Source organism: Bacillus sp. AFS029637, assembly GCF_002584985.1.
Taxonomy (GTDB): domain Bacteria; phylum Bacillota; class Bacilli; order Bacillales; family Bacillaceae_G; genus Bacillus_A.
The window spans coordinates 18,301-44,776 of the sequence record NZ_NUPZ01000038.1 but is presented as its reverse complement, the minus strand read 5'-3'; the positions used below and the strand labels follow the sequence as shown (position 1 = coordinate 44,776).

The 26,476-nt window shown below is 35.9% G+C and carries 26 protein-coding genes; 19 read left to right on the top strand and 7 right to left on the bottom strand.

Annotated elements, in window-relative coordinates:
- Positions 1 to 223 precede the first annotated feature (223 nt).
- From gyrA to dnaA, 6 genes are all read right to left on the bottom strand, one after another.
- Positions 224 to 2,695 (bottom strand): DNA gyrase subunit A, encoded by a 2,472-nt coding sequence (gene gyrA, locus COE49_RS20610; protein WP_088233050.1) that lies wholly within the window; start codon positions 2,693 to 2,695, stop codon positions 224 to 226.
- A gap of 88 nt (positions 2,696 to 2,783) precedes the next feature.
- Positions 2,784 to 4,706 (bottom strand): DNA topoisomerase (ATP-hydrolyzing) subunit B, encoded by a 1,923-nt coding sequence (gene gyrB, locus COE49_RS20605; RefSeq protein ID WP_088233051.1) that lies wholly within the window; start codon positions 4,704 to 4,706, stop codon positions 2,784 to 2,786.
- A gap of 39 nt (positions 4,707 to 4,745) precedes the next feature.
- Positions 4,746 to 5,873 (bottom strand): DNA replication/repair protein RecF, encoded by a 1,128-nt coding sequence (recF, locus tag COE49_RS20600; RefSeq protein ID WP_088233052.1) that lies wholly within the window; start codon positions 5,871 to 5,873, stop codon positions 4,746 to 4,748.
- A gap of 12 nt (positions 5,874 to 5,885) precedes the next feature.
- Entirely contained in the window at positions 5,886 to 6,098 is a 213-nt protein-coding gene (yaaA, locus tag COE49_RS20595) for a S4 domain-containing protein YaaA (protein WP_000821367.1), read from the bottom strand.
- Positions 6,099 to 6,226: 128 nt separating this feature from the next.
- Positions 6,227 to 7,372: a DNA polymerase III subunit beta gene (gene dnaN / locus COE49_RS20590; RefSeq protein ID WP_088233053.1), complete on the bottom strand. Its 1,146-nt coding sequence runs from the start codon at positions 7,370 to 7,372 to the stop codon at positions 6,227 to 6,229.
- A 178-nt stretch (positions 7,373 to 7,550) separates the two neighbouring features.
- Entirely contained in the window at positions 7,551 to 8,891 is a 1,341-nt protein-coding gene (gene dnaA, locus COE49_RS20585) for a chromosomal replication initiator protein DnaA (RefSeq protein ID WP_000428019.1), read from the bottom strand.
- Positions 8,892 to 9,454: 563 nt separating this feature from the next.
- Here dnaA and rpmH point away from each other — a divergent pair.
- The 10 genes from rpmH (at position 9,455) to spo0J (ending at position 18,499) form a co-directional block, all read left to right on the top strand.
- On the top strand, positions 9,455 to 9,589 hold the full coding sequence (rpmH, locus tag COE49_RS20580) for a 50S ribosomal protein L34 (RefSeq protein WP_000831901.1): 135 nt from the start codon (positions 9,455 to 9,457) through the stop codon (positions 9,587 to 9,589).
- Positions 9,590 to 9,665: 76 nt separating this feature from the next.
- On the top strand, positions 9,666 to 10,013 hold the full coding sequence (gene rnpA / locus COE49_RS20575) for a ribonuclease P protein component (protein WP_088233054.1): 348 nt from the start codon (positions 9,666 to 9,668) through the stop codon (positions 10,011 to 10,013).
- A 52-nt stretch (positions 10,014 to 10,065) separates the two neighbouring features.
- Positions 10,066 to 10,833, top strand: a complete 768-nt coding sequence (spoIIIJ, locus tag COE49_RS20570) for a YidC family membrane integrase SpoIIIJ (RefSeq protein ID WP_088233055.1) — start codon at positions 10,066 to 10,068, stop codon at positions 10,831 to 10,833.
- Positions 10,830 to 11,447, top strand: coding sequence for an RNA-binding cell elongation regulator Jag/EloR (jag, locus tag COE49_RS20565; protein WP_088233056.1), 618 nt, complete (start codon positions 10,830 to 10,832; stop codon positions 11,445 to 11,447). The genes spoIIIJ and jag overlap by 4 nt, the downstream gene beginning before the upstream one ends.
- Before the next feature lie 226 nt (positions 11,448 to 11,673).
- Entirely contained in the window at positions 11,674 to 13,050 is a 1,377-nt protein-coding gene (mnmE, locus tag COE49_RS20560) for a tRNA uridine-5-carboxymethylaminomethyl(34) synthesis GTPase MnmE (RefSeq protein ID WP_088233057.1), read from the top strand.
- Positions 13,051 to 13,096: 46 nt separating this feature from the next.
- Positions 13,097 to 14,986, top strand: a complete 1,890-nt coding sequence (mnmG, locus tag COE49_RS20555) for a tRNA uridine-5-carboxymethylaminomethyl(34) synthesis enzyme MnmG (RefSeq protein WP_088233058.1) — start codon at positions 13,097 to 13,099, stop codon at positions 14,984 to 14,986.
- 21 nt (positions 14,987 to 15,007) lie between these two features.
- A complete protein-coding gene (rsmG, locus tag COE49_RS20550; protein ID WP_088233059.1) occupies positions 15,008 to 15,727 on the top strand; it encodes a 16S rRNA (guanine(527)-N(7))-methyltransferase RsmG in 720 nt (239 codons plus the stop codon).
- Between the two features lie 104 nt (positions 15,728 to 15,831).
- Positions 15,832 to 16,704, top strand: coding sequence for a nucleoid occlusion protein (gene noc / locus COE49_RS20545; RefSeq protein ID WP_000799026.1), 873 nt, complete (start codon positions 15,832 to 15,834; stop codon positions 16,702 to 16,704).
- Between the two features lie 189 nt (positions 16,705 to 16,893).
- Positions 16,894 to 17,655: a sporulation initiation inhibitor protein Soj gene (soj, locus tag COE49_RS20540; RefSeq protein ID WP_000516111.1), complete on the top strand. Its 762-nt coding sequence runs from the start codon at positions 16,894 to 16,896 to the stop codon at positions 17,653 to 17,655.
- On the top strand, positions 17,648 to 18,499 hold the full coding sequence (gene spo0J, locus COE49_RS20535) for a stage 0 sporulation protein Spo0J (RefSeq protein ID WP_088233060.1): 852 nt from the start codon (positions 17,648 to 17,650) through the stop codon (positions 18,497 to 18,499). The genes soj and spo0J overlap by 8 nt, the downstream gene beginning before the upstream one ends.
- Before the next feature lie 20 nt (positions 18,500 to 18,519).
- On the opposite strand, the gene yyaC is transcribed toward spo0J, so the two are convergent.
- The gene (yyaC, locus tag COE49_RS20530; protein WP_088233061.1) at positions 18,520 to 19,116 is read right to left on the bottom strand and encodes a spore protease YyaC; all 597 of its coding nucleotides are present in this window, start codon (positions 19,114 to 19,116) and stop codon (positions 18,520 to 18,522) included.
- A gap of 252 nt (positions 19,117 to 19,368) precedes the next feature.
- Between yyaC and COE49_RS20525 the strand changes: the two genes are divergently transcribed.
- The 9 genes from COE49_RS20525 to rplI all read left to right on the top strand — a co-directional run bounded on the left by COE49_RS20525 (position 19,369) and on the right by rplI (position 26,468).
- Entirely contained in the window at positions 19,369 to 20,226 is an 858-nt protein-coding gene (locus tag COE49_RS20525; protein WP_088233062.1) for a mechanosensitive ion channel family protein, read from the top strand.
- Between the two features lie 20 nt (positions 20,227 to 20,246).
- Positions 20,247 to 20,444: a DUF951 domain-containing protein gene (locus tag COE49_RS20520; RefSeq protein WP_000436051.1), complete on the top strand. Its 198-nt coding sequence runs from the start codon at positions 20,247 to 20,249 to the stop codon at positions 20,442 to 20,444.
- Positions 20,445 to 20,559: 115 nt separating this feature from the next.
- On the top strand, positions 20,560 to 21,660 hold the full coding sequence (gene ychF / locus COE49_RS20515; protein ID WP_000524667.1) for a redox-regulated ATPase YchF: 1,101 nt from the start codon (positions 20,560 to 20,562) through the stop codon (positions 21,658 to 21,660).
- 191 nt (positions 21,661 to 21,851) lie between these two features.
- Positions 21,852 to 22,142 (top strand): 30S ribosomal protein S6, encoded by a 291-nt coding sequence (gene rpsF, locus COE49_RS20510; RefSeq protein WP_001233781.1) that lies wholly within the window; start codon positions 21,852 to 21,854, stop codon positions 22,140 to 22,142.
- Positions 22,143 to 22,167: 25 nt separating this feature from the next.
- On the top strand, positions 22,168 to 22,680 hold the full coding sequence (gene ssb / locus COE49_RS20505; RefSeq protein WP_088233063.1) for a single-stranded DNA-binding protein: 513 nt from the start codon (positions 22,168 to 22,170) through the stop codon (positions 22,678 to 22,680).
- 44 nt (positions 22,681 to 22,724) lie between these two features.
- Positions 22,725 to 22,958 (top strand): 30S ribosomal protein S18, encoded by a 234-nt coding sequence (rpsR, locus tag COE49_RS20500; RefSeq protein ID WP_000918873.1) that lies wholly within the window; start codon positions 22,725 to 22,727, stop codon positions 22,956 to 22,958.
- A gap of 79 nt (positions 22,959 to 23,037) precedes the next feature.
- Entirely contained in the window at positions 23,038 to 23,973 is a 936-nt protein-coding gene (locus tag COE49_RS20495; RefSeq protein ID WP_088233064.1) for a YybS family protein, read from the top strand.
- Between the two features lie 78 nt (positions 23,974 to 24,051).
- A complete protein-coding gene (locus COE49_RS20490; RefSeq protein WP_088233065.1) occupies positions 24,052 to 26,025 on the top strand; it encodes a DHH family phosphoesterase in 1,974 nt (657 codons plus the stop codon).
- Positions 26,022 to 26,468, top strand: a complete 447-nt coding sequence (gene rplI / locus COE49_RS20485; RefSeq protein WP_000864228.1) for a 50S ribosomal protein L9 — start codon at positions 26,022 to 26,024, stop codon at positions 26,466 to 26,468. The genes COE49_RS20490 and rplI overlap by 4 nt, the downstream gene beginning before the upstream one ends.
- Positions 26,469 to 26,476 lie beyond the last annotated feature (8 nt).

Here is a 26,476-nt window from a genome sequence, read left to right as displayed (position 1 = left end):
AAAATAAAAATTGACGTTTCACGTTGTTTGTTTCGTTTAGTTTTCAAAGTTCAACATCGCGTTTCAGCGACTTTTATAATATATCATAGTATATTATTTTCGTCAACAAGTTTTTTTCGATAACTTGTATCTCTCATTTGCTGACTCTGCCTATTATATAAGCTTTCTCTTCTCTATGCAAGTATTATTATAAAAAAATAAAGAGGGGGGAAATCCCCCTCTCTTATTCTTCAGAAGAAACTTCTTCGCTCGTTTCTTCTTCCTCATCTTTTTGTGCTTTCGCTACCGTCGCTACCTCTTGCTCATCCTCTAATCGAATTAGACGAACACCTTGTGTATTACGTCCCATTTGAGAGATTTGATCAACTGGCATACGAATAATAACACCCGCTGCTGTAATTAACATGATATCTTCTTCACCTGTTACAGATTTAACAGCTACTAATTTACCGTTCTTATCTGTAATGTTACAAGTTTTCAGACCTTTACCACCGCGACTTTGTAGTCGGTACTCTTCAACCGGTGTACGCTTACCATACCCGTTTTTCGTTACGATTAAGACATTCGTATCTTCTTCAACAATTTCCATACCTACTACTTGGTCCTCTTCGCCTAGTGTAATAGCTTTTACACCAGCTGCATTACGACCCATAGAACGTACATCTTGTTCATTGAAGCGAATTAGCATACCGTTGCTTGTCCCTACGATAATATCTTTATCACCAGATGTTAAACGTACAGAAATCACCTCATCTTCTTCACGAAGCGAAATTGCAATTAAACCGTTTGTACGTATATTTGCAAACGATGACAGCGGCGTTCTCTTAGATATACCTTGTTTCGTCGTAAAGAATAAGAACTGATCGTCACCAAATTCACGAATTGGAATAATGGCGTTAATCCACTCACCCTTATCTACCCCTAATAGGTTAATAATCGGTAGTCCTTTTGCCGTACGACTATATTCTGGAATTTCATATCCCTTTGTACGGTATACTTTACCCTTGTTTGTAAAGAATAAAATATGATCATGAGTAGACGTTGTTAATAAGTGTTCAACAAAGTCATCATCATTCGTACCCATTCCTTGTACACCACGTCCCCCACGGTTCTGTGTTTTGTACGTAGAAGCTGGTAACCTCTTAATATAACCGTTATGAGTTAACGTAATCGCAATATTTTGCTCAGGAATTAAATCTTCATCTTCAATAAATTCCATACCACCGATTGTAATTTCTGTTCGTCTCTTATCATTGAAGCGATCTTTTACTTCTGTTAACTCTTCACGAATAATTTCAAGAACTTTTTCTTCATCTGCTAAGATTGCTTTTAATTCAGCAATTAACTTCATTAAGTCTTGATATTCCTGCTCGATTTTTTCACGCTCTAATCCCGTTAAACGTTGCAGACGCATATCTAAAATCGCTTGCGCTTGTTTCTCGCTTAAACCGAAACGTTCCATTAGGCCTTGCTTTGCAATATCCGCCGTTTTCGAACTACGAATTAACGTAATAACTTCATCCAGATGATCTAAAGCAATTCGTAACCCTTCTAAAATATGAGCACGCGCTTCTGCTTTCTCTAATTCATAAGCAGTACGTCTACGAATCACTACCTTTTGATGTTCTAAATAATAATATAGATTTTGTTTTAAATTTAGGACTTGTGGCTCTCCATTTACAAGAGACAACATATTAATACCGAAACTCGTTTGAAGTGCTGTATGTTTATATAGATTATTTAATAGTACATTGGCATTGGCATCACGACGTACTTCCATAACAATACGCATACCATTTCGATCCGATTCATCACGTAAATCTGTGATGCCTTCAATTTTCTTATCACGAACTAATTCTGCAATCTTTTCAATTAATCGCGCCTTATTCACTTGATAAGGTAGTTCTGTTACGATAATAGATTGTTTACCATTTGCTCTCTCTTCAATTTCAACTTTAGCACGAAGTATAATAGAACCGCGACCTGTTTCGTAAGCTCTTCGAATTCCACTTCGCCCTAAGATTAAACCTGATGTTGGGAAGTCTGGACCAGGAATATATTCCATTAATTCCGCGATAGTGATATCAGGGTTATGACTTAATGCCAACACACCGTCAATTACTTCTCCAAGTTGATGCGGTGGAATGTTTGTTGCCATACCAACCGCAATACCTGTCGTACCATTTACCAATAAGTTAGGAAAACGTGCTGGTAATACAACTGGTTCCCTTTCAGAGCCATCATAGTTATCTTGATAATCAATCGTATTTTTTGAAATATCGCGTATCAATTCCATAGAAATCTTAGACATTCTTGCTTCTGTATAACGCATTGCTGCCGCCGAATCTCCATCAACAGAACCAAAGTTACCATGCCCATCAACAAGCATATACCGTTGACTAAAATCTTGCGCCATACGTACCATCGTTTCATAAACCGCTGAATCACCGTGCGGGTGATACTTACCAATTACTTCGCCGACAATACGCGCTGACTTCTTATATGCTTTATCAGCTGTAATTCCTAAATCATTCATCGCATATAAAACCCTACGATGCACTGGCTTTAACCCATCACGAACATCCGGCAATGCACGAGATACGATAACACTCATTGCGTAATCTAAAAATGAGGTACGCATTTCATGACTAATATTAATTTCTCGAATTCGTGCTTGTTGTTGATTGTCTGACATCAACGAGCACCTCCTCTTACATTTCCGTTACACATACATTGATTTATATGTAGAAGACAGGAATACTTAAATTCCTGTCATTACTCACTTAAATATCAAGGTTTTTCACGTATTTTGCATTTTCTTGGATAAAGTTACGACGCGGCTCTACTTTATCTCCCATTAAAATTTCAAATGTTTCATCCGCTTCAATCGCATCTTGAAGAGAAACTTGAAGTAACGAACGTACCTCTGGATCCATTGTTGTCTCCCATAGCTGAGTTGGATTCATTTCCCCTAGACCTTTATAACGCTGAATCCCAGGCTTAGGTTGTGCCGGCAATTCAGCTAGTATTTTTTCAAGTTCTTTATCATTGTAAGCATATTGAATTTTTTTACCTTGTTGTACTTTAAACAATGGCGGCTGCGCAATATAGATATAACCACACTCAATTATTTGACGCATATAACGATAGAAGAACGTTAATAATAGGGTACGAATATGTGCACCATCTACGTCGGCGTCGGTCATAATGATAACCTTATGATAACGTGCCTTTTCAATATCGAAATCTCCACCAATGTTCGTACCAATAGCAGTAATGATTGTACGCACTTCATCATTAGATAAGATTTTATCTAATCGTGCCTTTTCAACGTTAATAATTTTACCTTTAAGTGGTAAGATCGCTTGGAAGTGACGATCACGCCCTTGTTTCGCTGATCCACCGGCAGAGTCACCCTCTACGATGTAAATTTCACTAATCGCTGGATCTTTCGAAGAGCAATCTGCTAATTTACCAGGTAAGCTTGAAACTTCTAGTGCACTCTTTCGGCGTGTCAATTCACGTGCTTTTTTCGCAGCTACACGTGCGCGTGCAGCCATTGTACCTTTTTCCACAATTTTTCGCGCAACATTTGGGTTTTCTAGTAAGAACTTTTCAAATGCCTCTGAGAATACAGACTCTGTAATCGTTCTCGCTTCACTATTCCCAAGTTTCGTCTTCGTTTGTCCTTCAAACTGTGGATTCGGATGTTTAATTGATACAATCGCAGTTAAACCTTCACGAACATCCTCACCCGTTAAATTGCTGTCCGCATCTTTTAAAATACTATTTTTACGACCATAATCGTTAATTACACGAGTTAAAGCTGTCTTAAACCCTACTTCATGTGTTCCACCTTCATACGTATGGATGTTATTCGTAAATGAGTAAATATTATTTGTATATCCTTCGTTATACTGCAAGGAAACCTCAACTTGAATACCATCTTTTGACCCTTCTACATACACAGGCTCTTCATGAATTGGTTGTTTTGAGCGATTTAAATGCTCAACATATGATTTAATTCCACCTTCATAATGGAATTCTTTCTTTTGCTTATGTTCACGCTTATCTTCAATTGTTAATTTAATATTACGATTTAAAAATGCTAATTCACGCATACGAGTCGCTAACGTATCAAATTCATATTCTGTCGTCTCTTTAAAAATCTCTGGGTCCGGCTTAAAGCGAGTTATTGTTCCCGTTTTATCTGTATCACCAATTACTTTTAAATCCGCAGCTGGAATACCTCTTTCGTACTTTTGGTAATGAATTTTACCATCACGATGTACAAATACTTCTAGTTCTGTTGATAAGGCATTTACAACAGATGCACCAACACCATGCAAACCGCCAGAAACTTTATAACCGCCGCCGCCAAATTTACCACCGGCATGAAGAACAGTCATAATAACCTCTACTGCAGGGCGTCCCATTTTTTCTTGTATACCAACTGGAATACCACGTCCATTATCAGTTACAAGAATACTATTATCTTCTTCGATGCTAACATTAATTTCATCGCAATATCCTGCTAATGCTTCATCGATACTATTATCGACAATTTCCCATACAAGGTGGTGAAGTCCTTTTCCACTTGTAGATCCAATATACATACCCGGACGTTTCCGAACTGCCTCTAGTCCCTCAAGCACCTGTATCTGGCTTTCATCATATGCATTCTCTTGCATTTGTTTTTGGTCCATTGACACAAAGATCACCTACTTTTCCATTTAAACAGGGAATTATGCCCTATCTATTTCACAATCTACCGTGCCGTTCGTTACATGAATTGTTTTCGCTTCTTTTAACGTTTCGTGTTCAATTCCGTCGACACTCGTCGTTGTCACAAATGTTTGCACTTTTCCTTGAATTGTATTTAACAGATGTGATTGACGATAATCATCTAACTCTGATAATACATCATCCAATAAAAGAATCGGATATTCCTTAACTTCTGAGTAAATCAATTCAATTTCAGCTAATTTTAGGGACAGTGCGGTCGTTCGTTGTTGTCCTTGTGAACCAAAGACTTGAACATTTTTACTATTAACGAAGAATTGTAAATCATCACGATGAGGACCAATTAAAGTCGTACCACGGAAAATTTCACGTTGTTTCACGGATTGAAAACTTTCATAGTATACTTCTTTTATTTTCGACAAATCCATTGATTCTGATACATCTACACTTGGTTTATAAACAATTTCTAATTCTTCTAAACCACGGCTTATACCGCGATGAATCGGAGCTGCCCATTCTTGTAGTAAGTGCAAAAATTCAAACCGTTTTTGCAATATTTTTGTACCATGCTCAATAAGTTGAAGTGTAAATACATCCAACATCGTTTCCTCATTCTTACTATTCCCTTGCATCTTCTTTAGCAAGTGATTTCGTTGCGTGAGCACCTTTTGATATTGACTCAATTCATACAAATAGACCGGAGCTATTTGACCTAATTCCATATCTAAAAAGCGTCTTCTTACTTGAGGGCTTCCTTTTACAAGATTTAAATCTTCTGGGGCAAACATGACAACATTCATCACGCCAATATATTGACTTAATTTCTGTTGTTCAAGTTGATTTAATTTTGCCTTTTTACCTTTTTTCGAAATATTTAATTCCAAAGACAAAGAACTATTTCTCTTTTGTAACTTCCCTTTAATTTGACCGAATTCTTCATCCCAACGGATAAGCTCACGATCATTAGAGGTTCTATGAGATTTCGCCATCGCTAAAACATAAATAGCTTCCATCAAATTCGTTTTCCCTTGCGCATTTTCGCCGATAATCACGTTTACTTTATCTTCAAAGGAAAGCTCTAACTTTTCATAATTGCGATAGTTTTTTAAATGTATTTCTGAAATAAACAAAGGGCTCCCCCTTTATGACTGAACTTGGAAACTTCCGCTTCCTGGAATTTCAATAATATCGTTCGCATATAATTTGCGACCTCTTCTATTTTCAAGTTCTTGATTCACGTACACTTCATATTCTTGTAAAAACCATTTTACAGCGCCACCTGTATCAATTACATCAGCTAACTTTAAAAATTGTCCTAGTGTAATATACTCTGTTGAAATTTTAATACGTTTCATAAAATCGCTCACTTTCTGAAAGTGTTCATTCTTTCATTGTACTAAATAAACTAACATTAGGAAAGTAATACCCAAAAATCAAATAAAGGGCTACTAGCATCTTTAAACTAGCAACCCTCAGTTCTTACTTAGTAAGTACGAACTGGTAAAATCAATTGAATAATGGACTCATCGTTTACTGTGCGAATTAAGAATGGTCTCATTGCCCCAGTAAAGCTAATTTTAATTTCTGTACTATCTAAGGCTTTTAGTGCATCCATCATATATTTTGCACTAAAAGATATTTTTAACTCTTCCCCATCTACTTTTTCACATTGAACTTCTTCTACTACTTTTCCGATTTCTGGTGAATTCGAAGAAATTTCTAGCATTTCTTGTTCTAAAGTTGATAATTTTACAACATTATTACGACCGTCTCTTGCTAACAGAGAGGCACGATCAATTGCTTGTAAGAATTCTTTTGTATTTACAAAAATATCAGTTTTACTCTCTGCTGGAATTAAACGAGTTGTATCAGGATAATTTCCTTCTAACAATCTTGAGAAGAATAATAAATGTTTCGTACGGAATAATACTTGATACTCCGTAATAACGATATCTACCATTTCTTCAGACTCATCTAGAATTTTGCTTAATTCATTTAAGCTTTTACCTGGAATAACAACATTCGCTTGAAACTCATCTGCAATATTATGTCCTTCAATTTTTGCTTTTCGAAGTGCTAGTCTGTGACTATCTGTTGCAATGCAAGTTAATTCGCTGTTATATACTTTCCAGTTTACACCTGTCAAGATTGGTCTTGTTTCAGAAGTTGAAACTGCAAATACAGTTTGCCTGATCATATGTTTAAGTAAATCTGTTGGAATCTTAAAAACATGATGTTCTTCAATTTGCGGCAATAATGGATATTCCGCGGAATCTAAACCATTTAAATTAAACTCTGATTTTCCAGATGTTATTTTTGTCATAAAATGATTTTCCACAGAAATTTCAACAGTTTCCTTCGGTAATTTTTTTACAATCTCACTGAAATACTTTGCTTGTAAAACAATACTTCCTGATTGTGCTACTTCTACAATTTCTTTTCCATCTTCTTCAACTGGGATAAAAGATTCGATAGAAATATCAGCATCGCTTCCTGTTAACGTAACTCCTTCTTCAGTAGCGACAACTTTAATTCCTGTAAGGATCGGAATTGTCGTACGAGAAGAAACTGCCTTCATTACATCTTGTACACTTCTTACAAGATAGTCTTTTTGTATTGTAAAACGCATAACGAAAAACCTCCGGTAAGTATAAGATTTTATTTAATTAATAAAGATAAAATATAGTAGTAATAGTAATAGGGGCTGTGGATATGTGGATAACCCCATTAGAGGATGTAAAAACAGCCTATCTACATGTGGATAGACTGTGCGTAAAACAAGGGAAGTTATTCACACTATTCAGCTACTACTTTAAAATATCGTTAATTTCTTCGACTTGCTTTTGTAATTGCGTATCCGTTTTTAATAGCTTAGAAATTTTTTCATGAGCATGGATAACTGTTGTATGATCACGTCCGCCAAATTCTTCACCTATTTTAGGTAAAGAGGAGTCTGTAAGTTCGCGTGATAAATACATTGCAATTTGGCGAGGAAAGGCAACAGATTTTGTTCGCTTTTTCGCCTTAAAATCTTCCAACTTCACTTGATAAACGTCCCCAACAGCTTTTTGAATATCATAAATAGAGATAATTTTTGGTTTAGAATTTGGAATAATATCTTTAAGTGCTTCAGCTGCTAAATCAGCATTAATATCTTTGTTAATTAAAGATGAATAAGCTACAACTCGTATTAGTGCCCCTTCTAGTTCACGAATATTTGAATCAATTTGATTTGCGATATAAAGCATAACCTCATTTGGTATATCGAGCCCTTCAGCTTTTGCCTTTTTACGTAAAATTGCAATTCGTGTTTCTAAATCTGGTGGCGTAATATCTGTAATAAGTCCCCATTCAAAGCGAGAACGAAGACGATCTTCTAAAGTTGGAATTTCTTTTGGTGGCCGATCACTTGAAATTACAATTTGTTTACTTTCTTCGTGTAATGCATTAAATGTATGGAAAAACTCTTCTTGAGTTTGTTCTTTTCCAGCTAGAAATTGAATATCATCTATCAATAAAACATCTACATTGCGGTATTTATTACGAAAATCGACCGCTTTATTATCACGAATAGAGTTAATGAATTCATTTGTAAATTTTTCTGATGATAAATATACAACCTTCGCATTTGGATTGTGTTCAATTACATAATGGCCAATCGCATGCATTAAATGGGTCTTTCCAAGCCCAACTCCCCCATAAATAAAGAGGGGATTGTATGCTTTAGCGGGCGCTTCAGCCACGGCTAATGAAGCAGCGTGAGCAAAACGGTTACCAGAGCCAATAACAAACGTATCAAACGTATATTTTGGGTTTAGCATACTCTGTGGTAAATGATTCGAGTCATCTTGTGCTGCATTTGGTTTTGAAGGAGGAAAATCAATTTCCTCTTCAGCTTGACTTTGGGGAATGATAAAGCGAATAGCTAATTTTGCCCCTGTTAAATCATAAAGTGTTTCCGAAATTAGCTCTGAATAATGAGATTCTAACCAATCACGAGCGAATTCATTTGGAGCCGTAATTGTTAATACGTCCTTCTTCAAGTTATGTGCGGTTGTTGATTTTAACCATGTTTCATAACTAGGTTTACTGACCTTTTTTTCTAGTTCTTTTAAGGCACTATTCCATAAATCAGAGATGTTTTCCAAAGGTGTCCCTCCTTTACTAAGATGGTAAAAGAATAAGGTTGCGCAACAAATGTACAACCTAATAAATATAAAATGTATATTTATACGAAACGTATTTTAAAACCAAAAAACGTCGTTTGTATATGAGATAGGGTTTTCGACAAAAAAGTAAATGTGGATAATCATTTACCCACATGTGATTAAAACTGTCCACATGTTATACACAATTTGTGGATAAGATAAAGATGTGGAAAACTTATTCAAAGTGAAAACACAACTATAATATCAAAAAAAAGTAGCTATAGCAATGAAATTAAGAAAGTTATCCACAAAATCAATACCTTGTGGAATAAACTTGTCCACAACACGATATACTGTGTAAAAGTACAAAAAGAGTTTGTGGATATAAAAAACAAGAAAAAACATTTATCCACAAGAAAATATAGGGTCTGTGAAAAAGTATGTGAATAGGTTCAAAATGAATATTTGATGAAAATTTCGAGAAGCATTGACATTTTCCTATTTGATTTACTATAATTTATTAGACTGTCTTTAACAGATATTCCTCAGGGAGGTGTCATATAATGAAAAGAACTTACCAACCAAATAAACGTAAGCGCAGCAAAGTACATGGTTTCCGCAGCCGTATGAGCACAGCGAACGGACGTAAAGTGCTAGCAGCTCGTCGTCGTAAAGGAAGAAAAGTATTATCTGCGTAGACCACTGATCGTTCAGTGGTCTTTTTTTCTAATAATAATGAATTTCCGCTGATGAAATACAGGAGTGTCAATTGATATGAAGAAAAAAAATCGTATAAAAAAGAATGATGAATTTCAGGCGGTTTTTCAAAAAGGAAAATCGAATGCTAATCGTCAGTTTGTTGTATACCAATTAAATAAAGAAAAACAGCCATACTTTCGCATCGGCCTTTCTGTTAGCAAAAAAATAGGAAATGCAGTAGTTCGTAATCGTGTTAAGCGTATGATTCGCCAAGCGATTATAGAATTAAAAGATGAGATAGATTCTGGAAAAGATTTTGTTATAATAGCAAGGAAGCCTTGTGCAGAGATGACATATGAAGAAGTAAAGAAAAGCTTAATTCATGTCTTTAAACGCTCTGGTATGAAAAGAATAAAAAAGTAGCGTAAGGAAATGAATTACACTATATACATACCGAAACAAGGAGGAGCAGGATTTGAAAAAGAAACTAGGTTTACTAGCCATGGTTGTTTTATTAATGGCAATTGCTACTGGCTGTAGTGAAACGAATCAGCCGATTACACCGAAAAGTACTGGAATTTGGAATGAATATTTCGTATACCCGCTTTCTCAGTTAATCACGTATTTTGCAAAATTATTTGGTAATAATTACGGTTTAGCAATCGTGGTTACAACTCTTATCATTCGTTTTGCATTATTACCATTAATGATTAAACAAACGAAGAGCACAAAGGCAATGCAAGCGTTACAACCAGAAATGGTGAAATTGAAAGAGAAATATAGCTCAAAAGATCAAGCAACACAGCAAAAACTACAACAAGAAATGATGCAGTTATATCAAAAAAATGGTGTAAACCCATTAGCAGGTTGTTTACCAATATTTATTCAGATGCCTATTTTATTCGCGTTTTATCATGCGATTATGAGAACATCAGAAATTAGTAAACATACATTTTTATGGTTCGATTTAGGGCAGGCAGATCCGTATTATATCTTACCGGTTGTTGCGGCAATTACGACATTTATTCAGCAAAAGCTTGCAATGGCAGGAACAGCTGGTCAAAACCCGCAAATGGCAATGATGATTTGGCTTATGCCGATTATGATTTTAGTCTTTGCAATTAACTTCCCAGCTGCATTATCACTTTACTGGGTTGTTGGTAATATCTTTGGTATCGCTCAAATGTACTTGATCAAAGGGCCAGAAATTAAGGCTGGTAAGGCAGAAGGATCAAGCAAGTGAGTATAATTACTGCTAAAGGACAAACAGTCGAGCTGGCAGTACAAGATGCTTTAAGGCAGTTAAATGTTTCAAAAGACCGAGTAGATATAAAAATTATCGATGAAGGTAAAAGAGGGTTCTTAGGTTTATTTGGGAATCGTCCTGCAGTAGTAGAAGTTGTACTGAAGAAGGATCCAATTCAAGAATGTGAAGAATATTTGAAAAATGTTATTCGCAATATGGGTGTTGAGGTTGAGATTAGTAAAATTGTAAAAGGACGCGAAGTTGAATTTACAATTTTGGGTGATAATGTAGGTGTTTTGATTGGAAAAAGAGGTAATACTTTGAACTCTTTACAGTATTTAACAAAACTTGTCGCGAATCGTCATACGAAGCAGTATATTGGTATTACACTAGATGCTGAAAATTATCGTAGCAAAAGAAAAAGTACGTTAGAGTCGCTTTCTTATCGATTAGCAAAACAAGTGTCTAATACGAAAAAAAGAGTTGTTTTAGAGCCAATGCCATCTTTTGAACGAAAAATTATTCATCAAGCATTATCGAATCATCAAGGTATCAATACAACTTCTGAAGGAAATGAACCTCATCGGCATGTTGTAATATCTTCCAAATGACCGGTTACTCAAATGAGTGCCGGTTTTTTTGAGGGAAAAACGGCTGTGGATAACTAAAAAACACTAAACTTATCCACTGTGAATAAGTTTAGTGTTTTTTACATGAGGACATAATAAAATGAGTTATTATTCTTTTGTAGATAGGTTCGTTATGGTATCCTAATAATTTAGTGAAGAAAATAATCATGTTGAGATAGAGATAAATAAGCAAGTGAGGTGAAAGGACATGGAATTCGATACAATTGCCGCGATTTCCACAGCTCTTGGAGAGGGTGCAATTGCCATTGTTCGAGTAAGTGGGGATGATGCTGTTGAGAAAGTGAATCGTATTTTTAAAGGGAAGGATTTAACGGAAGTTCCTTCTCACACAATTCATTATGGTCATATTGTGGATTTAGATACAAATCAGGTTATTGAAGAAGTTATGGTATCCATTATGCGTGCACCAAGGACTTTTACACGTGAAAATATAGTAGAAATTAACTGTCACGGTGGACTTGTTTCGGTAAATAAAGTATTACAACTTATTTTAGCACAAGGAGTACGATTAGCAGAGCCTGGTGAATTTACAAAACGAGCTTTTTTAAATGGACGTATTGATTTATCACAAGCAGAAGCTGTTATGGATTTAATCCGTGCAAAAACAGATCGTGCGATGAATGTAGCAATTAATCAAATGGAAGGACGATTATCTAAATTAATCGGCCATTTGCGTCAAGAAATATTAGAAACATTAGCTCATGTTGAGGTAAATATAGATTATCCAGAATACGATGATGTGGAAGAAATGACACATAATATTTTAATTGAGAAAGCGACACATGTTCGTACTGAAATTGCAAAAATATTAGAAACGTCGAAGCAAGGAAAGATTTTGCGAGAAGGTATTGCAACTGCAATCATCGGTAGGCCTAACGTTGGGAAGTCATCGTTATTAAATAGTCTCGTTCAGGAGAAAAAAGCAATTGTAACCGATATTGCAGGAACAACTCGTGATGTTATTGAAGAGTACGTTAATGTGCGTGGTGTACCACTTAAACTTATAGATACAGCCGGAATTCGCGAAACAGAAGATGTTGTTGAACGAATTGGTGTAGAGCGTTCAAAAGAAATGATGAGCCAAGCTGATTTAGTGTTAGTTGTCGTTAATTATAGTGAAGTTTTAACGAATGAGGATGAAGATCTATTCCGTGCCGTACAAGGAAAAGATTTCATTGTTATTGTAAATAAGACAGATTTACCGCAAGCCATCGATATGGAACGTGTTACAGAATTGGCAGTAGGAAATCGTATTATTACAACGTCTTTAATTGAGGAGCAAGGAATAGATGAGCTTGAAAAGGCAATAGCTGAGTTATTCTTTGAAGGAACAATTGATTCTGCGGATATGACATATGTTTCTAACGCGAGGCATATTGGATTGCTAACACAAGCAGGAAAGACAATTGGAGATGCAATTGAGGCGATAGGAAATGGTGTTCCAATTGACATGGTGCAAATTGATTTAACAAGAACGTGGGAAATACTTGGTGAAATTACTGGTGATACCGTTCATGAAAGCTTAATTGACCAGTTGTTCTCTCAATTTTGTTTAGGAAAATAATATAAAAATGTTTTAGAAAGATAGTGATTATTAGGAGGAATAAGCAATGGGATACAATGCCGGTTCATACGATGTCATAGTAATCGGTGCAGGTCATGCAGGATGTGAAGCTGGTCTTGCGGCAGCACGAATGGGCTCCAAAACATTAATGTTAACAATTAACTTAGATATGGTAGCGTTTATGCCATGTAACCCTTCTGTTGGTGGACCAGCAAAAGGGATTGTTGTTCGTGAAATTGATGCATTAGGCGGAGAAATGGGACGCAACATTGATAAAACGCATATTCAAATGCGTATGTTAAATACAGGTAAAGGACCGGCTGTACGTGCACTTCGAGCACAAGCAGATAAGTTTTCTTACCAACATGAATTAAAGAAAACAATTGAAGAAACACCCAACTTAACGTTGTTCCAAGGAATGGTAGAACGCTTAATCGTTGAAGATGGCGAATGTAAAGGGGTAATTACGCAAGCTGGTGCTGAATATACAGCAAAAACAGTTGTAATTACGACTGGAACGTTTTTACGCGGTGAGATTATTATGGGAGATTTAAAATATTCGAGCGGTCCGAATAATCAACAACCATCTATTACTTTATCAGAACATTTAGAGGAGCTTGGATTTGATCTTGTTAGATTTAAAACAGGTACACCTCCTCGTGTAAATAGTAATACGATTGATTACAGTAAAACAGAAATTCAGCCAGGTGATGATAAACCACGTGCGTTTTCTTTTGAAACGACAAAATTTATTATGGATCAAATTCCATGTTGGTTGACGTATACAAGTACGGAAACACATCGTTTAATAGATGAAAACCTGCATCGTTCAGCTATGTATTCTGGTATGATTAAAGGAACAGGGCCTAGATATTGTCCTTCAATTGAAGACAAAGTAGTAAGGTTTAATGATAAGCCACGTCACCAAATTTTCTTAGAGCCAGAAGGACGTAATACACAAGAAGTGTATGTACAAGGTTTATCCACAAGCTTACCAGAAGACGTACAGCGTGATATGCTTAGAACAATTCCTGGTCTAGAAAACGTTGAAATGATGCGTACAGGTTATGCAATTGAATACGATGCAATCGTGCCAACACAACTATGGCCAACACTTGAAACGAAAAAAATTAAAAATTTATATACAGCAGGACAAATTAACGGAACTTCTGGTTACGAAGAGGCGGCAGGACAAGGACTTATGGCTGGAATTAATGCAGCATGTCGTTCTTTAGGCAAAAAAGAAGTTATTTTAGGTCGCGAGGATGCTTATATTGGTGTCTTAATTGATGATCTTGTAACGAAAGGTACAAATGAACCATATCGTTTACTAACGTCTCGTGCAGAATATCGTCTATTATTACGCCACGACAATGCAGATCTTCGTTTAACTGAAGTTGGTCGTGAAATTGGATTAATTAAAGAAGAGCGCTATGAGCGATTTACAAATAAAAAATTACAAATTGAACAGGAAAAGGAACGTTTAAGTAGCATTATTATTAAACCACGTCCTGAAGTTCAGGAATTAATTCGCGGTATTGGTGGAAGTGAATTGAAAGATGGAATACGTGCAAGTGACTTATTACGTCGTCCAGAGATGACATATGAGCATATTCACCTTTTAGTACCAAGTGAAGTAGAATTAAGTGATGAAGTTACAGAACAAGTTGAAATTCAGATTAAGTACGAAGGATATATCGAAAAATCGTTACAGCAAGTAGAGCGTATGAAGAAAATGGAAGGTAAAAAAATCCCTGTGGATATTGATTATGATGCGATTTCTAGCCTTGCCTCAGAAGCTAGACAGAAATTGAAAGATGTTCGTCCACTTTCAATGGGGCAGGCTTCACGTATTTCTGGCGTAAATCCAGCGGATATTTCCATCTTACTTGTTTATATTGAACAAGGAAAAATTGCGCGCGTATCGAACCAATAAATAGTAAGGAGCTATTGCTAGATGAACATAGAACAATTTCAATCTATGCTAGAAGAGAAGGGTATCATCCTCTCTTCTAGACAGTTAGAGCAGTTCAAAATCTACTTTGAAACATTAGTAGAGTGGAATGAAAAAATGAATTTAACGGCTATTACAGAGAAAGAAGAAGTATATTTAAAACACTTTTTTGATTCTATTACAGCTGCTTTTTATTATGATTTTTCAAAACCATTCTCAATTTGCGATGTTGGTGCAGGAGCTGGATTCCCAAGTATCCCTTTGAAAATCTGTTTCCCGCACCTAAAAGTAACAATTGTAGATTCATTGCAAAAACGTATTAATTTCTTAAATCACTTAGCACAAAAGTTAGAATTGAGTGATGTTGCATTTTGTCATGATCGTGCTGAAACATTTGGGAAAAAAGAAGGTGTACGTGAATCATACGATATTGTAATGGCACGGGCAGTTGCACGTCTTTCTGTATTAAGCGAGCTATGTTTACCGCTTGTAAAAGTTGGAGGAACATTCATTGCAATGAAAGGTGCAGCGGCGAATGAAGAAATCGAAAATGGCAAGTATGCTTTAGAGGTGCTAGGCGGGAATTTAAAAGAAATGTCTACATTCCAATTACCGTTTGAAGAAAGTGAACGTAATATTTTATTAATCGAGAAAAAGCGCAAGACACCAAAGAAATATCCACGCAAACCGGGAACACCCAATAAATTACCTATTGAAAAATAAATCTTATTAGACGTAAGATTAATTATATAAATGAAAACGTAAATGTTTCATAGGAAACATTTTATGGAGAACAGTCAATAGGCCCAAAAGGTGGTGGAATATGTATGAAAAATACGTTTTCTCGTTTATTTGGCTTTGGAGATAAAGAGAGCGAATTCGAATTACAAGACGAAAGCCATGAAGAAATAGATAAAAAGGTATATGAAGAAATACAAGAAATTCCGATAGTGAATATTACACCTAATCGTTATCAACCACGCACAGTTTTTGATGATGCGCGTATTGAGGAGCTAGCGTTAACGATCCGCACACATGGACTTATTCAACCAATTGTTGTGAGACAATATGAGGATGATAAGTACGAGATTATTGCTGGAGAAAGACGCTTCCGTGCGGCAACAAAGTTAGGATGGGAAAAAGTTCCGGCAATTATTAAGAACTTAAATGATACAGAGACGGCTTCTGTAGCTTTAATTGAAAACTTACAACGTGAGGAACTAACAGCGATCGAGGAAGCTGTGGCATATCAAAAGCTAATTGAGTTACATAATTTAACACAAGAAGCATTGGCACAACGACTTGGAAAAGGACAATCTACAATCGCAAATAAGTTGCGATTGTTAAAGTTGCCTGAAGAAATAAAAAGTGCATTATTAGAAAAGAGTATTACAGAGCGTCATGCCCGCGCCCTTATTCCTTTAAAAAATGAGGAATTACAGCTGAAGGTTTTACAGGAAATTGTGGAAAAACAACTGAATGTAAAGCAAACAGAAGAACGAATTGCAAAATTATTAGAGGAAGCAAAACCGAAGCGTAAGGCAAAGCAAAAAGCAGTAAGTCGAGATACGAGAATTGCCATGAATACAATTAGACAGTCATTACAAATGGTTGCTGACAGTGGTTTAAATGTCAATTCTGAGGAAGAAGAATTTGATGAATACTATCAAATTACAATTAAAATTCCAAAAAAGAAATAATAGTGGCGTGTTAGAGACCTTATCCTATCGGGGAGGTCTCTTTTGCTATATTTTCTTGTTAAATGAAGAAGGAGTTTAGAAATAAATTTTGAAGTTTAATAAGGACGTAAAAGAAAAACTTTTATTTCATGTTACAATAAACGTAATTATTACTAGAATAAGATAGAAAGGTTGAAAGTAGGTGACATCATGGGAAAAATCATTGCTATTGCCAATCAAAAAGGTGGTGTTGGTAAAACAACAACATCTGTTAATTTAGGGGCTGGATTGGCACAAGCAGGTAAAAAGGTCCTTCTTGTAGATATTGACGCTCAAGGAAATGCAACGACTGGTGTGGGAATTGAAAAATCCGAATTAGATCAATGTATTTACAACGTTCTTGTGGAAGATGCAGATGTTCAAGGGGTTATACGGAAAACCGCAACTGAAAACTTAGATGTTCTACCCGCTACAATTCAATTAGCAGGTGCTGAAATTGAATTGGTACCGACTATTTCCCGGGAAGTACGTTTGCAAAGGGCATTACAGCCAGTTCGTGATGAATATGATTATATTATTATCGACTGTCCACCGTCCTTAGGGTTATTAACGATTAATGCATTAACAGCAGCAGATTCTGTTATTATTCCTGTTCAATGCGAATATTACGCACTAGAAGGGTTAAGCCAGCTATTAAATACAGTTCGACTTGTGCAAAAGCACTTAAATAAAAATCTAGCAATTCAAGGTGTATTGCTAACAATGTTGGATGCCCGTACAAATTTAGGGATTCAAGTGATAGATGAAGTGAAAAAATACTTTAGAGATAAAGTATACCGCTCGATTATTCCTCGTAACGTGCGCTTAAGTGAGGCACCAAGTCATGGGAAACCGATTATGCAGTATGACGCTAAATCAAGAGGAGCAGAAGTGTATATAGATTTAGCAGAGGAAGTGATTGCAGGTGGCTAAGGGATTAGGAAGAGGAATTAATGTGTTTTTTCCTGATTTAGATGTGAAAGAAGAAGAAAAGATTCAGGAGATTATAGTAACCGAATTAAGGCCGAATCCATATCAACCACGTAAACACTTTAATAAAGAAGCGATTCAGGAATTAGCGACTTCTATTAAAGAACACGGCATATTACAACCGTTAATTGCTAGAAAGAGTATTAAAGGATATGAAATTGTTGCAGGTGAAAGAAGGTATCGTGCTGCCAAAGAGGCTGGGCTCGAAAAAGTACCTGCAGTTGTAAGGCAATTAAGTGAACAGCAAATGATGGAGTTTGCATTGCTAGAAAACTTGCAACGGGAAGATTTAAATCCTATGGAAGAGGCAATGGCATATCAGATGTTAATGAATGAGTTGAATATAACACAAGAACAATTAGCAAAACGTCTTGGTAAAAGCCGGCCTTATATCGCAAATTATACTCGGTTACTAAGCCTCCCTTCGTTCGTGCAAGATATGATTGCAAATGGTCAACTTTCAATGGCTCATGGAAGAACTTTGCTTACAATAAAAGATGAAGAGCAATTGAAATCTTTATTGAAACGAATCGAAAAAGAAGGATTAAATGTTCGTCAATTAGAGAAAATTGTTCAGGAGATTAATCAAAGCGTTTCACGTGAAACAAAACAAGTAAAAAAAGAGAGAAATATATTTTTTGTAGAACGCGAAACGTTCTTAAGAGAAAAATTTGGTACAGATGTGAAAATTAAAGAAACGAAAAAAGAAAAAGGTAAGATTGAAATTGAATTTTTTAATAAAGAAGATTTAAATCGTATCTTAGAATTGTTATCGCAGGAAAATTAAAAAGCAAACCATCTTATTATTTATAGATGGTTTGCTTTTTTTAACACAGATAATTTTTGATCCGTTTCCTTTACGCTTTGTGCGATGACATCAGCCATTTTCATAACTAAACTTAACCTTGTATTTTGAAGCACGAAAAATTCCATGAAACCATTTAAATTTACGATGCCATGTATATGCAAATCGCCAACTGCAGGTAAATTTTTATTCATCGCAGCCCCAGGCTTACTTGGGCCCTTTCCGGTAGTGATTGAACCGATGCTTTGGGATTTTCCTAAGCATGCGTCAACAGCAATGATAAATGAAGCAGGATCGCTTTTCTGTATATTCTGAATTTTCTCCTCTAAATTTAACGCATGTATTGGGTCATCTAGTGTGCCGAACACTTGGAAGTTTTTGATTTCTACTTGCTCTAGTTTTGAGCCAACTAAAGGACCTAGTGCATCGCCAGTGGAACGATCTGTTCCGATACAAACGAGAGTGAGTGGTATATTAGTTTTAATAGGAATGTGGGAAAGTAAGAAATTACTGATTGTCTCGGAGGCCTCTAAGTCTTGATGCATAACATTTAGGGTTTCTTTTTCAAAAAAAGGTAAGCGAAAACTTCTAATATTCATGAAGCACCCATCCTTTTAATAAATTTTCACAATACGTTAAGTGAAATGGAAAATTATAAGTGCATGCTTTTACAAACTATGAATGAAAACGGAAATAATAGTACTAGTATATATATATTCGCTCCATTTTATACCTGGATGGAAGTTAACAAATGGAATTAAAGTTATAAATTTTTTTTAGCAATCAGAGAGACTTCTGATACAATAAAAAAGATAACTAAAAAGAAATTTTGGCTGGAGAGGTAGAGGTACATGGATTTAGCATTGAAATGGTTTGAGTCCATTGATTGGACAAATATAGGTGTGAAATCACTAAAAATAGTCGTTATTTTAATACTTGGTGCCATCGTTGTGCGAGTTGCAAGAGCGGTTGTACGAAATGCGTTTCGAATGGGAAGTCGTTCACCGATTCAAATTTCAGAACGTCGTACAGTTACAGTAGCGAAATTGCTTGAAAATATTGTGGCATATGTTGTTATGTTTATCATGTTAATAGCAATTTTAGGTGTATTTGAAATTAATGCATCGGGCTTATTAGCAGGTGCTGGGGTAGTTGGTTTAGCAGTCGGATTTGGTGCACAGAGTTTAGTGAAAGATGTCATTACAGGATTATTTATTTTACTAGAAGACCAGTTTTCAGTTGGAGACTATGTTAAAATTGGTCAATTTGAAGGAGTCGTTTTAGAAATTGGACTTCGTACAACAAAAATAAAGAGTTGGACAGGTGAAATTCATACCTTACCAAACGGAAGTATCATTCAAGTTACTAACTTCTCAGTAAGTAACAGTGTAGCATTTGTTGATGTATCTATTTCGTATGAGGCTGACATTGCAAAAGCTGAGCAAGTTATTGAAGATTTATTAGTAGAATTACCTGCAAAGTATGAGAAGATGGTAACAACGCCTCAATTGTTAGGTGTACAAACATTAGCTGCATCAGAAGTTATATTACGCGTTATTGCTGAAGTAGAGCCAATGCAACATGCAGTTATTGCAAGAGCCCTTCGTAAAGAAATTAAAAACCGTCTCGATTTACATGGAATTGAGATTCCATATCCACGTATGGTTTTATATAATCGTGAAGAGTTGGTTAGTGGAAAAGCAATTTAGTATGGAGAGGAGTTTGGAGAATGGAGCAAAAGCAATATAACTTGTACGATGTTGTGGAAATGAAGAAAGCCCACCCATGTGGTGAGAATCGATGGAAGATTATTCGTATGGGAATGGATATCCGCATTAAGTGCGAGGGATGTGACCATTCAGTAATGATTCCTCGAAGAGAGTTTGATCGTAAGGTGAAAAAAATACTTGTGAAGCATGAAGAATAGAGCGAAAGTAGCAGTTGCAGCGGGTAACTGTTACTTTTTTTCGTTTGGAGGAAACTTGTCATTTTTTTCGTTACTATCTATAATGATGAAAGATTGAGACATAGGAGTGAAAAATATGGGATTAACGGCTGGGATTGTTGGATTACCTAACGTAGGGAAGTCCACTTTATTTAATGCAATTACACAAGCAGGAGCAGAATCTGCGAACTATCCATTCTGTACAATTGATCCAAACGTAGGGATCGTAGAGGTACCAGATGAGCGTTTAAATAAATTAACGGAATTAGTAGAACCGAAAAAAACTGTTCCGACTGTATTTGAATTTACTGACATTGCAGGTATCGTAAAAGGCGCAAGTAAAGGTGAAGGATTAGGAAATAAATTCTTATCTCACATTCGCCAAGTAGATGCAATTTGCCAAGTTGTTCGTTGTTTTGAAGATGAAAATATTACGCACGTTTCAGGAAAAGTAGATCCAATTGATGATATCGAAACAATCAACTTAGAGCTAATCTTAGCAGATTTAGAATCTGTTGATAAACGTATCGAGCGTGTTGCAAAGTTAGCAAGACAAAAAGATAAAGAAGCAGTATATGAGCATGAAATTTTAGTACGTTTAAAAGAAGCGTTTGAAGAGGGAAAACCGGCTCGTACTGTTGAATTTACAGAAGAGCAAATGAAGATTGTTAAAGGCCTTCATTTACTTACAACGAAAGAAATGCTATATGTAGCGAACGTAAGTGAAGACGATGTTATTGACCCTTCTGAAAATAAATATGTACAAATGGTAAAAGAATTTGCTGCAAATGAAAATTCTCAAGTAATCGTTGTATGTGCAAAAATCGAATCAGAAATCGCTGAGTTAGATGAGGAAGAGAAAAAAGTATTCCTTGAAGAACTAGGTATTGAAGAATCTGGCTTAGATCAATTAATTCGTGCAGCATACGATTTATTAGGACTTGCTACTTACTTCACAGCTGGTGTGCAAGAAGTACGTGCATGGACGTTTAAACAAGGTATGAAAGCACCACAATGTGCTGGTGTTATTCATACAGACTTTGAGCGTGGATTTATTCGTGCGGAAACAGTGTCTTACGATGACTTAATGACAAATGGTTCTATGACAGCTGCAAAAGAAGCTGGTAAAGTACGTTTAGAAGGAAAAGAGTACATCGTAAAAGACGGAGATGTTATGCACTTCCGTTTTAATGTTTAATTTAATATTTCCTAGGAAAAATAAAGATATGAGCTTGGCAAATATATTATGTGTTTGCCAAGTTTTTTATGTATTGGTGAGTTGATTCATATAACTTACTATGATATAATCTAAACTCGTGAGTAATTACTATAAATTAATTGCTCCTTGCCCATTATGGGCCGTTTAGACCAAAAGGAGGTGAAAGTGTAATGAGAAAGTACGAAATTATGTACATCATTCGTCCTGGCGTTGAAGAAGAAGCTCAAAAAGCTTTAGTTGAACGTTTTGCAGGTGTTTTAACAAACAATGGTGCAGAAATCATTAACACGAAAGAGTGGGGTAAGCGTCGTCTAGCTTACGAAATCAACGACTTACGTGAAGGTTTCTACATGATCTTAAACGTGAACTCTAACGCAGAAGCGATTAACGAATTCGACCGTTTAGCTAAGATCAACGAAGACATCCTTCGTCATATCGTTGTTAAAGAAGAAGAAAAATAATTGATATATAGGGAGAGTGGTTCGATTGATGAATCGTGTTATCCTCGTTGGTCGTTTAACTAAGGACCCTGACTTACGTTACACGCCCAATGGTGTTGCAGTAGCTACTTTTACGTTAGCTGTGAATCGCGCATTTGCGAATCAACAAGGTGAGCGTGAAGCTGACTTTATTAATTGTGTAATATGGCGTAAACAAGCAGAAAACGTAGCAAATTATTTGAAAAAAGGTAGCTTAGCAGGCGTAGATGGACGTCTTCAAACTCGTAATTACGATGGACAAGATGGTAAACGTGTATATGTAACAGAAGTTCTTGCGGAGAGCGTACAATTTTTAGAGCCGCGTAATGGCGGTGGGGAGCAACGTGGTTCATTCAATCAGCAACCATCGGGAGCTGGTTTCGGTAACCAAAGCTCTAACCCATTTGGTCAATCTAGTAATCCGGGTAACTCAGGTAACTCTGGCTTTACGAAGAATGACGATCCATTTTCAAATGTAGGTCAACCGATCGACATTTCCGACGACGATTTACCGTTCTAATACAGTAAATTTGTTAGTTTTAACAAAGAATGGAGGGAATAGACATGGCAGGACGCAAAGGTGGACGTGCGAAACGTCGTAAGGTGTGTTTCTTCACAGCTAACGGCATCACTCGCATCGATTATAAAGATGTTGATTTATTAAAACGTTTCGTTTCTGAGCGTGGTAAAATTTTACCTCGTCGTGTAACAGGAACAAGCGCAAAATACCAACGCAAACTTACAGTTGCAATTAAACGTGCTCGTCAAATGGCACTTTTACCATATGTTGGTGAATAATAGCGTATGAAATGCACAGTAGAGTCGGACTCTACTGTGCATTTTGCTATGCTTTTCTTTTTGAAAGAGAGGTTAAACGATGAAACAAACAAAGTTTATTACTGAAGGTGCAGCATTGTTAGCGATATATGCAATTTTATTGCTTATATCTATGTATGTTCCTATTTTAGGTACTGTTGTAACGTTTGCGTTGCCGTTACCATTTATATTATTAGCGCTAAGACATAGACTATCCAATGTACTTGTAATTTTTGTAGCAGCACTTTTTATTACAGTTATCGTGAGTCAGCCACTTAGTCTCATAAAGACGGTCATGTTCGGATTAATAGGTGTTGTATTAGGGTACATGTATAAAAAAGGGAAAAAACCAGTGGAAATATTGATAGCTGGGACAATGGGATATTTAATCGGTATGATGCTTATTTATGTCGGAAGTATAAAGTTTTTTGACATAGATCTAATAAAGCAAATGCAAAAAATGTTTAGTGAAAGTATTGCACAAAGCGAGAAAATAGTAAGTGCAGCAGGTATGCCGATTAGTAAGGAACAAAAAGAGTTATTTGGGCAATTTAATGATATATTACAAACTTTATTCCCAAGTTTGCTTGTAATGGTTTCGGTATGTTTTTCTTGGATTACAGTTATGGTATCGGGTAGTGTTTTAAAAAAGTTAAAGTATGATGTTACACCTTGGCCTAAATTTAAGGATATACAATTGCCTAAGAGTATTGTCTGGTATTACGTTATATTTATTTTGTTAGCAACTTTTATAAAAGTAGAACCAACATCATATTTACATATGGTATTTTCTAACCTAAATGTCATATTTGCTCTACTACTCGTACTGCAAGGTCTGACATTTATCACCTTTTTAGCACATAGAAAAGGTTTTACTAAAGGGGTTCCTATTATTAGTTTTATTGCCTGTATGTTTATCCCGATGCTGTTTCCTCTTGTAACAATCTTAGGTATAATTGATTTAGGGATTTCATTACGTTCTAAAATAGGAGGATAAAATAATATTCCTTATACTATTTTAATCTGTTTAACTAACTGGAAGGTGAGTTAGTTTTACTTTATAGGAGTTGTATACATGCCTGAATTTTATAAGAAACAGTGGTTTTTATATCCTGTTTATGTATTGGCATTTTTCGTGTTTGTGCTGATTTCAATCCTCTGTTATTTTCATTTAATTATGGGGATATCTTCCTTTTTTATTTTTTGTATTGTGCTTTTTGTTGTTGTACGATTTGAACTTACCTTTCAAAGGAATTTCGAAAAAAATACGACAGATATGATTACAAGGGTAAAGAAAGTGAGTAATGAAGCATTTAACCAAATGCCTATTGGTATTTTGTTATACAATAAGGATTATGGGATTGATTGGGCGAATCCTTATTTATCGTCATGTCTGGGGCAACACGCATTAGCTGGATGGCACCTTTACGATGTATCAGAAACGTTACTTCTTTTTATTAAGGGGGAAACATCTGATGATATAGTCTCTTTGAATAATCGAAAGTTTCGTGTTTTTGTAAGAAAAGAAGAAAAGTTAATTTATTTCTTTGATGTAACGGAACAAACGGAGATCGAAAAGATGTATGAGGATCAACGTACTGTGTTAGCTGTCATTTATTTAGATAATTATGATGAGGTTACGCAAGGATTAGATGATCAATTACGTACGAATATAACAAGTCTTGTGACATCTAGATTAAATGAATGGGCTCTTAAGTATGGGGCGTATTTAAAACGTGCATCTTCAGAAAGATTCTTCGTTGTACTAAATGAAAGTATTTTAGCGCAAATGGAGAAAGGGAAATTTAGCATTTTAGATCAAGTACGTGAAGAAACATCCAAAAGGAATATTCCGCTTACATTAAGTGTAGGTGTCGGATCAGGTGATTTACCTTTATCAGAGCTTGGGGCAATGGCTCAATCTGGTTTAGACCTTGCGCTTGGCCGTGGTGGAGATCAAGTAGCTATTAAACAAGCGACAGGTAAAGTTAAATTTTATGGCGGTAAGACAAATCCGGTTGAAAAACGTACTCGTGTACGTGCTAGAGTTATTTCGCACGCATTAAAGGATTTAGTATTAGAAAGTAGTAATGTCATTATAATGGGGCATAGAGCTCCTGATATGGATGCAATTGGTGCTGCGATTGGTATTTTAAAGGTAGCTCAATTAAATGAGCGTAAAGGATATATTGTATTAGATGAAAATGATTCGGATAAGGGAATTAAGCGTTTGATGGATAAAGTGAAACAAAACGAAGAGTTATGGTCTCACTTTATTACACCAGTACAAGCGATGGAATTTGCAAATGAGGATTCCTTACTTGTTGTTGTTGATACGCATAAACCTTCCATGGTGATGGAGGAAAAACTGTTACATAAAATTGAAAATGTAGTGGTTATTGACCATCACCGCCGAGGGGAAGACTTTATTGAAGATCCATTGCTTGTTTATATGGAGCCATATGCTTCTTCGACGGCAGAACTTGTTACGGAACTACTTGAGTATCAACCAAAAAGTTTAAAAATGACAATGTTAGAAGCGACAGCGTTGTTAGCAGGTATTATTGTTGATACGAAAAGCTTTACATTCCGGACGGGAGCTCGTACATTTGATGCTGCTTCTTATTTACGCTCACATGGCGCAGACACTGTACTTGTACAAGAATTGTTAAAAGAAGATATGGATCAGTATTTACGAGTTGCAAAAGCTATTAAAAATGCGTACATTTATAAAAATGGAATTGCAATTGCAAAAGTTGATAGTAATGATTACTACGACCAAGTGCTTATTGCGCAATCAGCGGACACGTTATTAACAATGACGGGTATTATCGCATCATTTGTTATTGCGAAACGCGGAGAGAATTTCATTGGGATTAGCGGCAGGTCTTTAGGTGAAGTGAATGTGCAGCTAGTCATGGAAAATTTAGGAGGTGGCGGGCATTTGACGAATGCAGCCACACAAATGAAAAATGTTACAGTAGATGAAGCTGAGGAGAAGCTTCGATTTATTATTGATGACTATTTACAGGGAGGCACACAATCATGAAAGTAATTTTTCTAAAAGACGTAAAAGGTAAAGGTAAAAAAGGAGAAGTAAAAAACGTACCAGATGGCTATGCAAATAACTTCTTACTAAAACAAGGTTTAGCTGCTGAAGCGACAAATAGCAGTATGAAAACTTTAGAAGCTCAAAAGCGCAAAGAAGAAAAAGATGCGGCAGCAGAGCTTGAAAATGCAAAAGAATTAAAAGAAACATTAGAGAAACTAACTGTAGAATTAAAGGCTAAGTCTGGAGAAGGCGGCCGTTTATTCGGTTCTATCACAAGCAAACAAATCGTAGATGCTATGCAAAAATCACACAAGATTAAACTTGATAAACGTAAATTTGAAATGGATGATGCAATTCGTGCATTAGGCTATACAAACGTTACTGTGAAATTGCATCCGCAAGTAACAGCAACAGTAAAAGTTCATGTTAGTGAACAATAAAAATAAGT

Excerpts from the sequence above, each read along its gene's own strand:
- mnmE (WP_088233057.1), top strand. The coding sequence starts at position 11,674 with ATGGAATTCGATACAATTGCCGCGATTTCCACAGCTCTTGGAGAGGGT.
- COE49_RS20495 (WP_088233064.1), top strand. The coding sequence starts at position 23,038 with ATGAAACAAACAAAGTTTATTACTGAAGGTGCAGCATTGTTAGCGATA.
- rplI (WP_000864228.1), top strand. The coding sequence starts at position 26,022 with ATGAAAGTAATTTTTCTAAAAGACGTAAAAGGTAAAGGTAAAAAAGGA.
- rpsF (WP_001233781.1), top strand. The coding sequence starts at position 21,852 with ATGAGAAAGTACGAAATTATGTACATCATTCGTCCTGGCGTTGAAGAA.
- gyrA (WP_088233050.1), bottom strand. The coding sequence starts at position 2,695 with ATGTCAGACAATCAACAACAAGCACGAATTCGAGAAATTAATATTAGT.
- rnpA (WP_088233054.1), top strand. The coding sequence starts at position 9,666 with ATGAAGAAAAAAAATCGTATAAAAAAGAATGATGAATTTCAGGCGGTT.
- yyaC (WP_088233061.1), bottom strand. The coding sequence starts at position 19,116 with ATGAATATTAGAAGTTTTCGCTTACCTTTTTTTGAAAAAGAAACCCTA.
- gyrB (WP_088233051.1), bottom strand. The coding sequence starts at position 4,706 with ATGGACCAAAAACAAATGCAAGAGAATGCATATGATGAAAGCCAGATA.
- mnmG (WP_088233058.1), top strand. The coding sequence starts at position 13,097 with ATGGGATACAATGCCGGTTCATACGATGTCATAGTAATCGGTGCAGGT.
- rpsR (WP_000918873.1), top strand. The coding sequence starts at position 22,725 with ATGGCAGGACGCAAAGGTGGACGTGCGAAACGTCGTAAGGTGTGTTTC.
- ychF (WP_000524667.1), top strand. The coding sequence starts at position 20,560 with ATGGGATTAACGGCTGGGATTGTTGGATTACCTAACGTAGGGAAGTCC.
- yaaA (WP_000821367.1), bottom strand. The coding sequence starts at position 6,098 with ATGAAACGTATTAAAATTTCAACAGAGTATATTACACTAGGACAATTT.
- rsmG (WP_088233059.1), top strand. The coding sequence starts at position 15,008 with ATGAACATAGAACAATTTCAATCTATGCTAGAAGAGAAGGGTATCATC.
- noc (WP_000799026.1), top strand. The coding sequence starts at position 15,832 with ATGAAAAATACGTTTTCTCGTTTATTTGGCTTTGGAGATAAAGAGAGC.
- soj (WP_000516111.1), top strand. The coding sequence starts at position 16,894 with ATGGGAAAAATCATTGCTATTGCCAATCAAAAAGGTGGTGTTGGTAAA.
- COE49_RS20520 (WP_000436051.1), top strand. The coding sequence starts at position 20,247 with ATGGAGCAAAAGCAATATAACTTGTACGATGTTGTGGAAATGAAGAAA.
- dnaN (WP_088233053.1), bottom strand. The coding sequence starts at position 7,372 with ATGCGTTTTACAATACAAAAAGACTATCTTGTAAGAAGTGTACAAGAT.
- rpmH (WP_000831901.1), top strand. The coding sequence starts at position 9,455 with ATGAAAAGAACTTACCAACCAAATAAACGTAAGCGCAGCAAAGTACAT.
- COE49_RS20525 (WP_088233062.1), top strand. The coding sequence starts at position 19,369 with ATGGATTTAGCATTGAAATGGTTTGAGTCCATTGATTGGACAAATATA.
- COE49_RS20490 (WP_088233065.1), top strand. The coding sequence starts at position 24,052 with ATGCCTGAATTTTATAAGAAACAGTGGTTTTTATATCCTGTTTATGTA.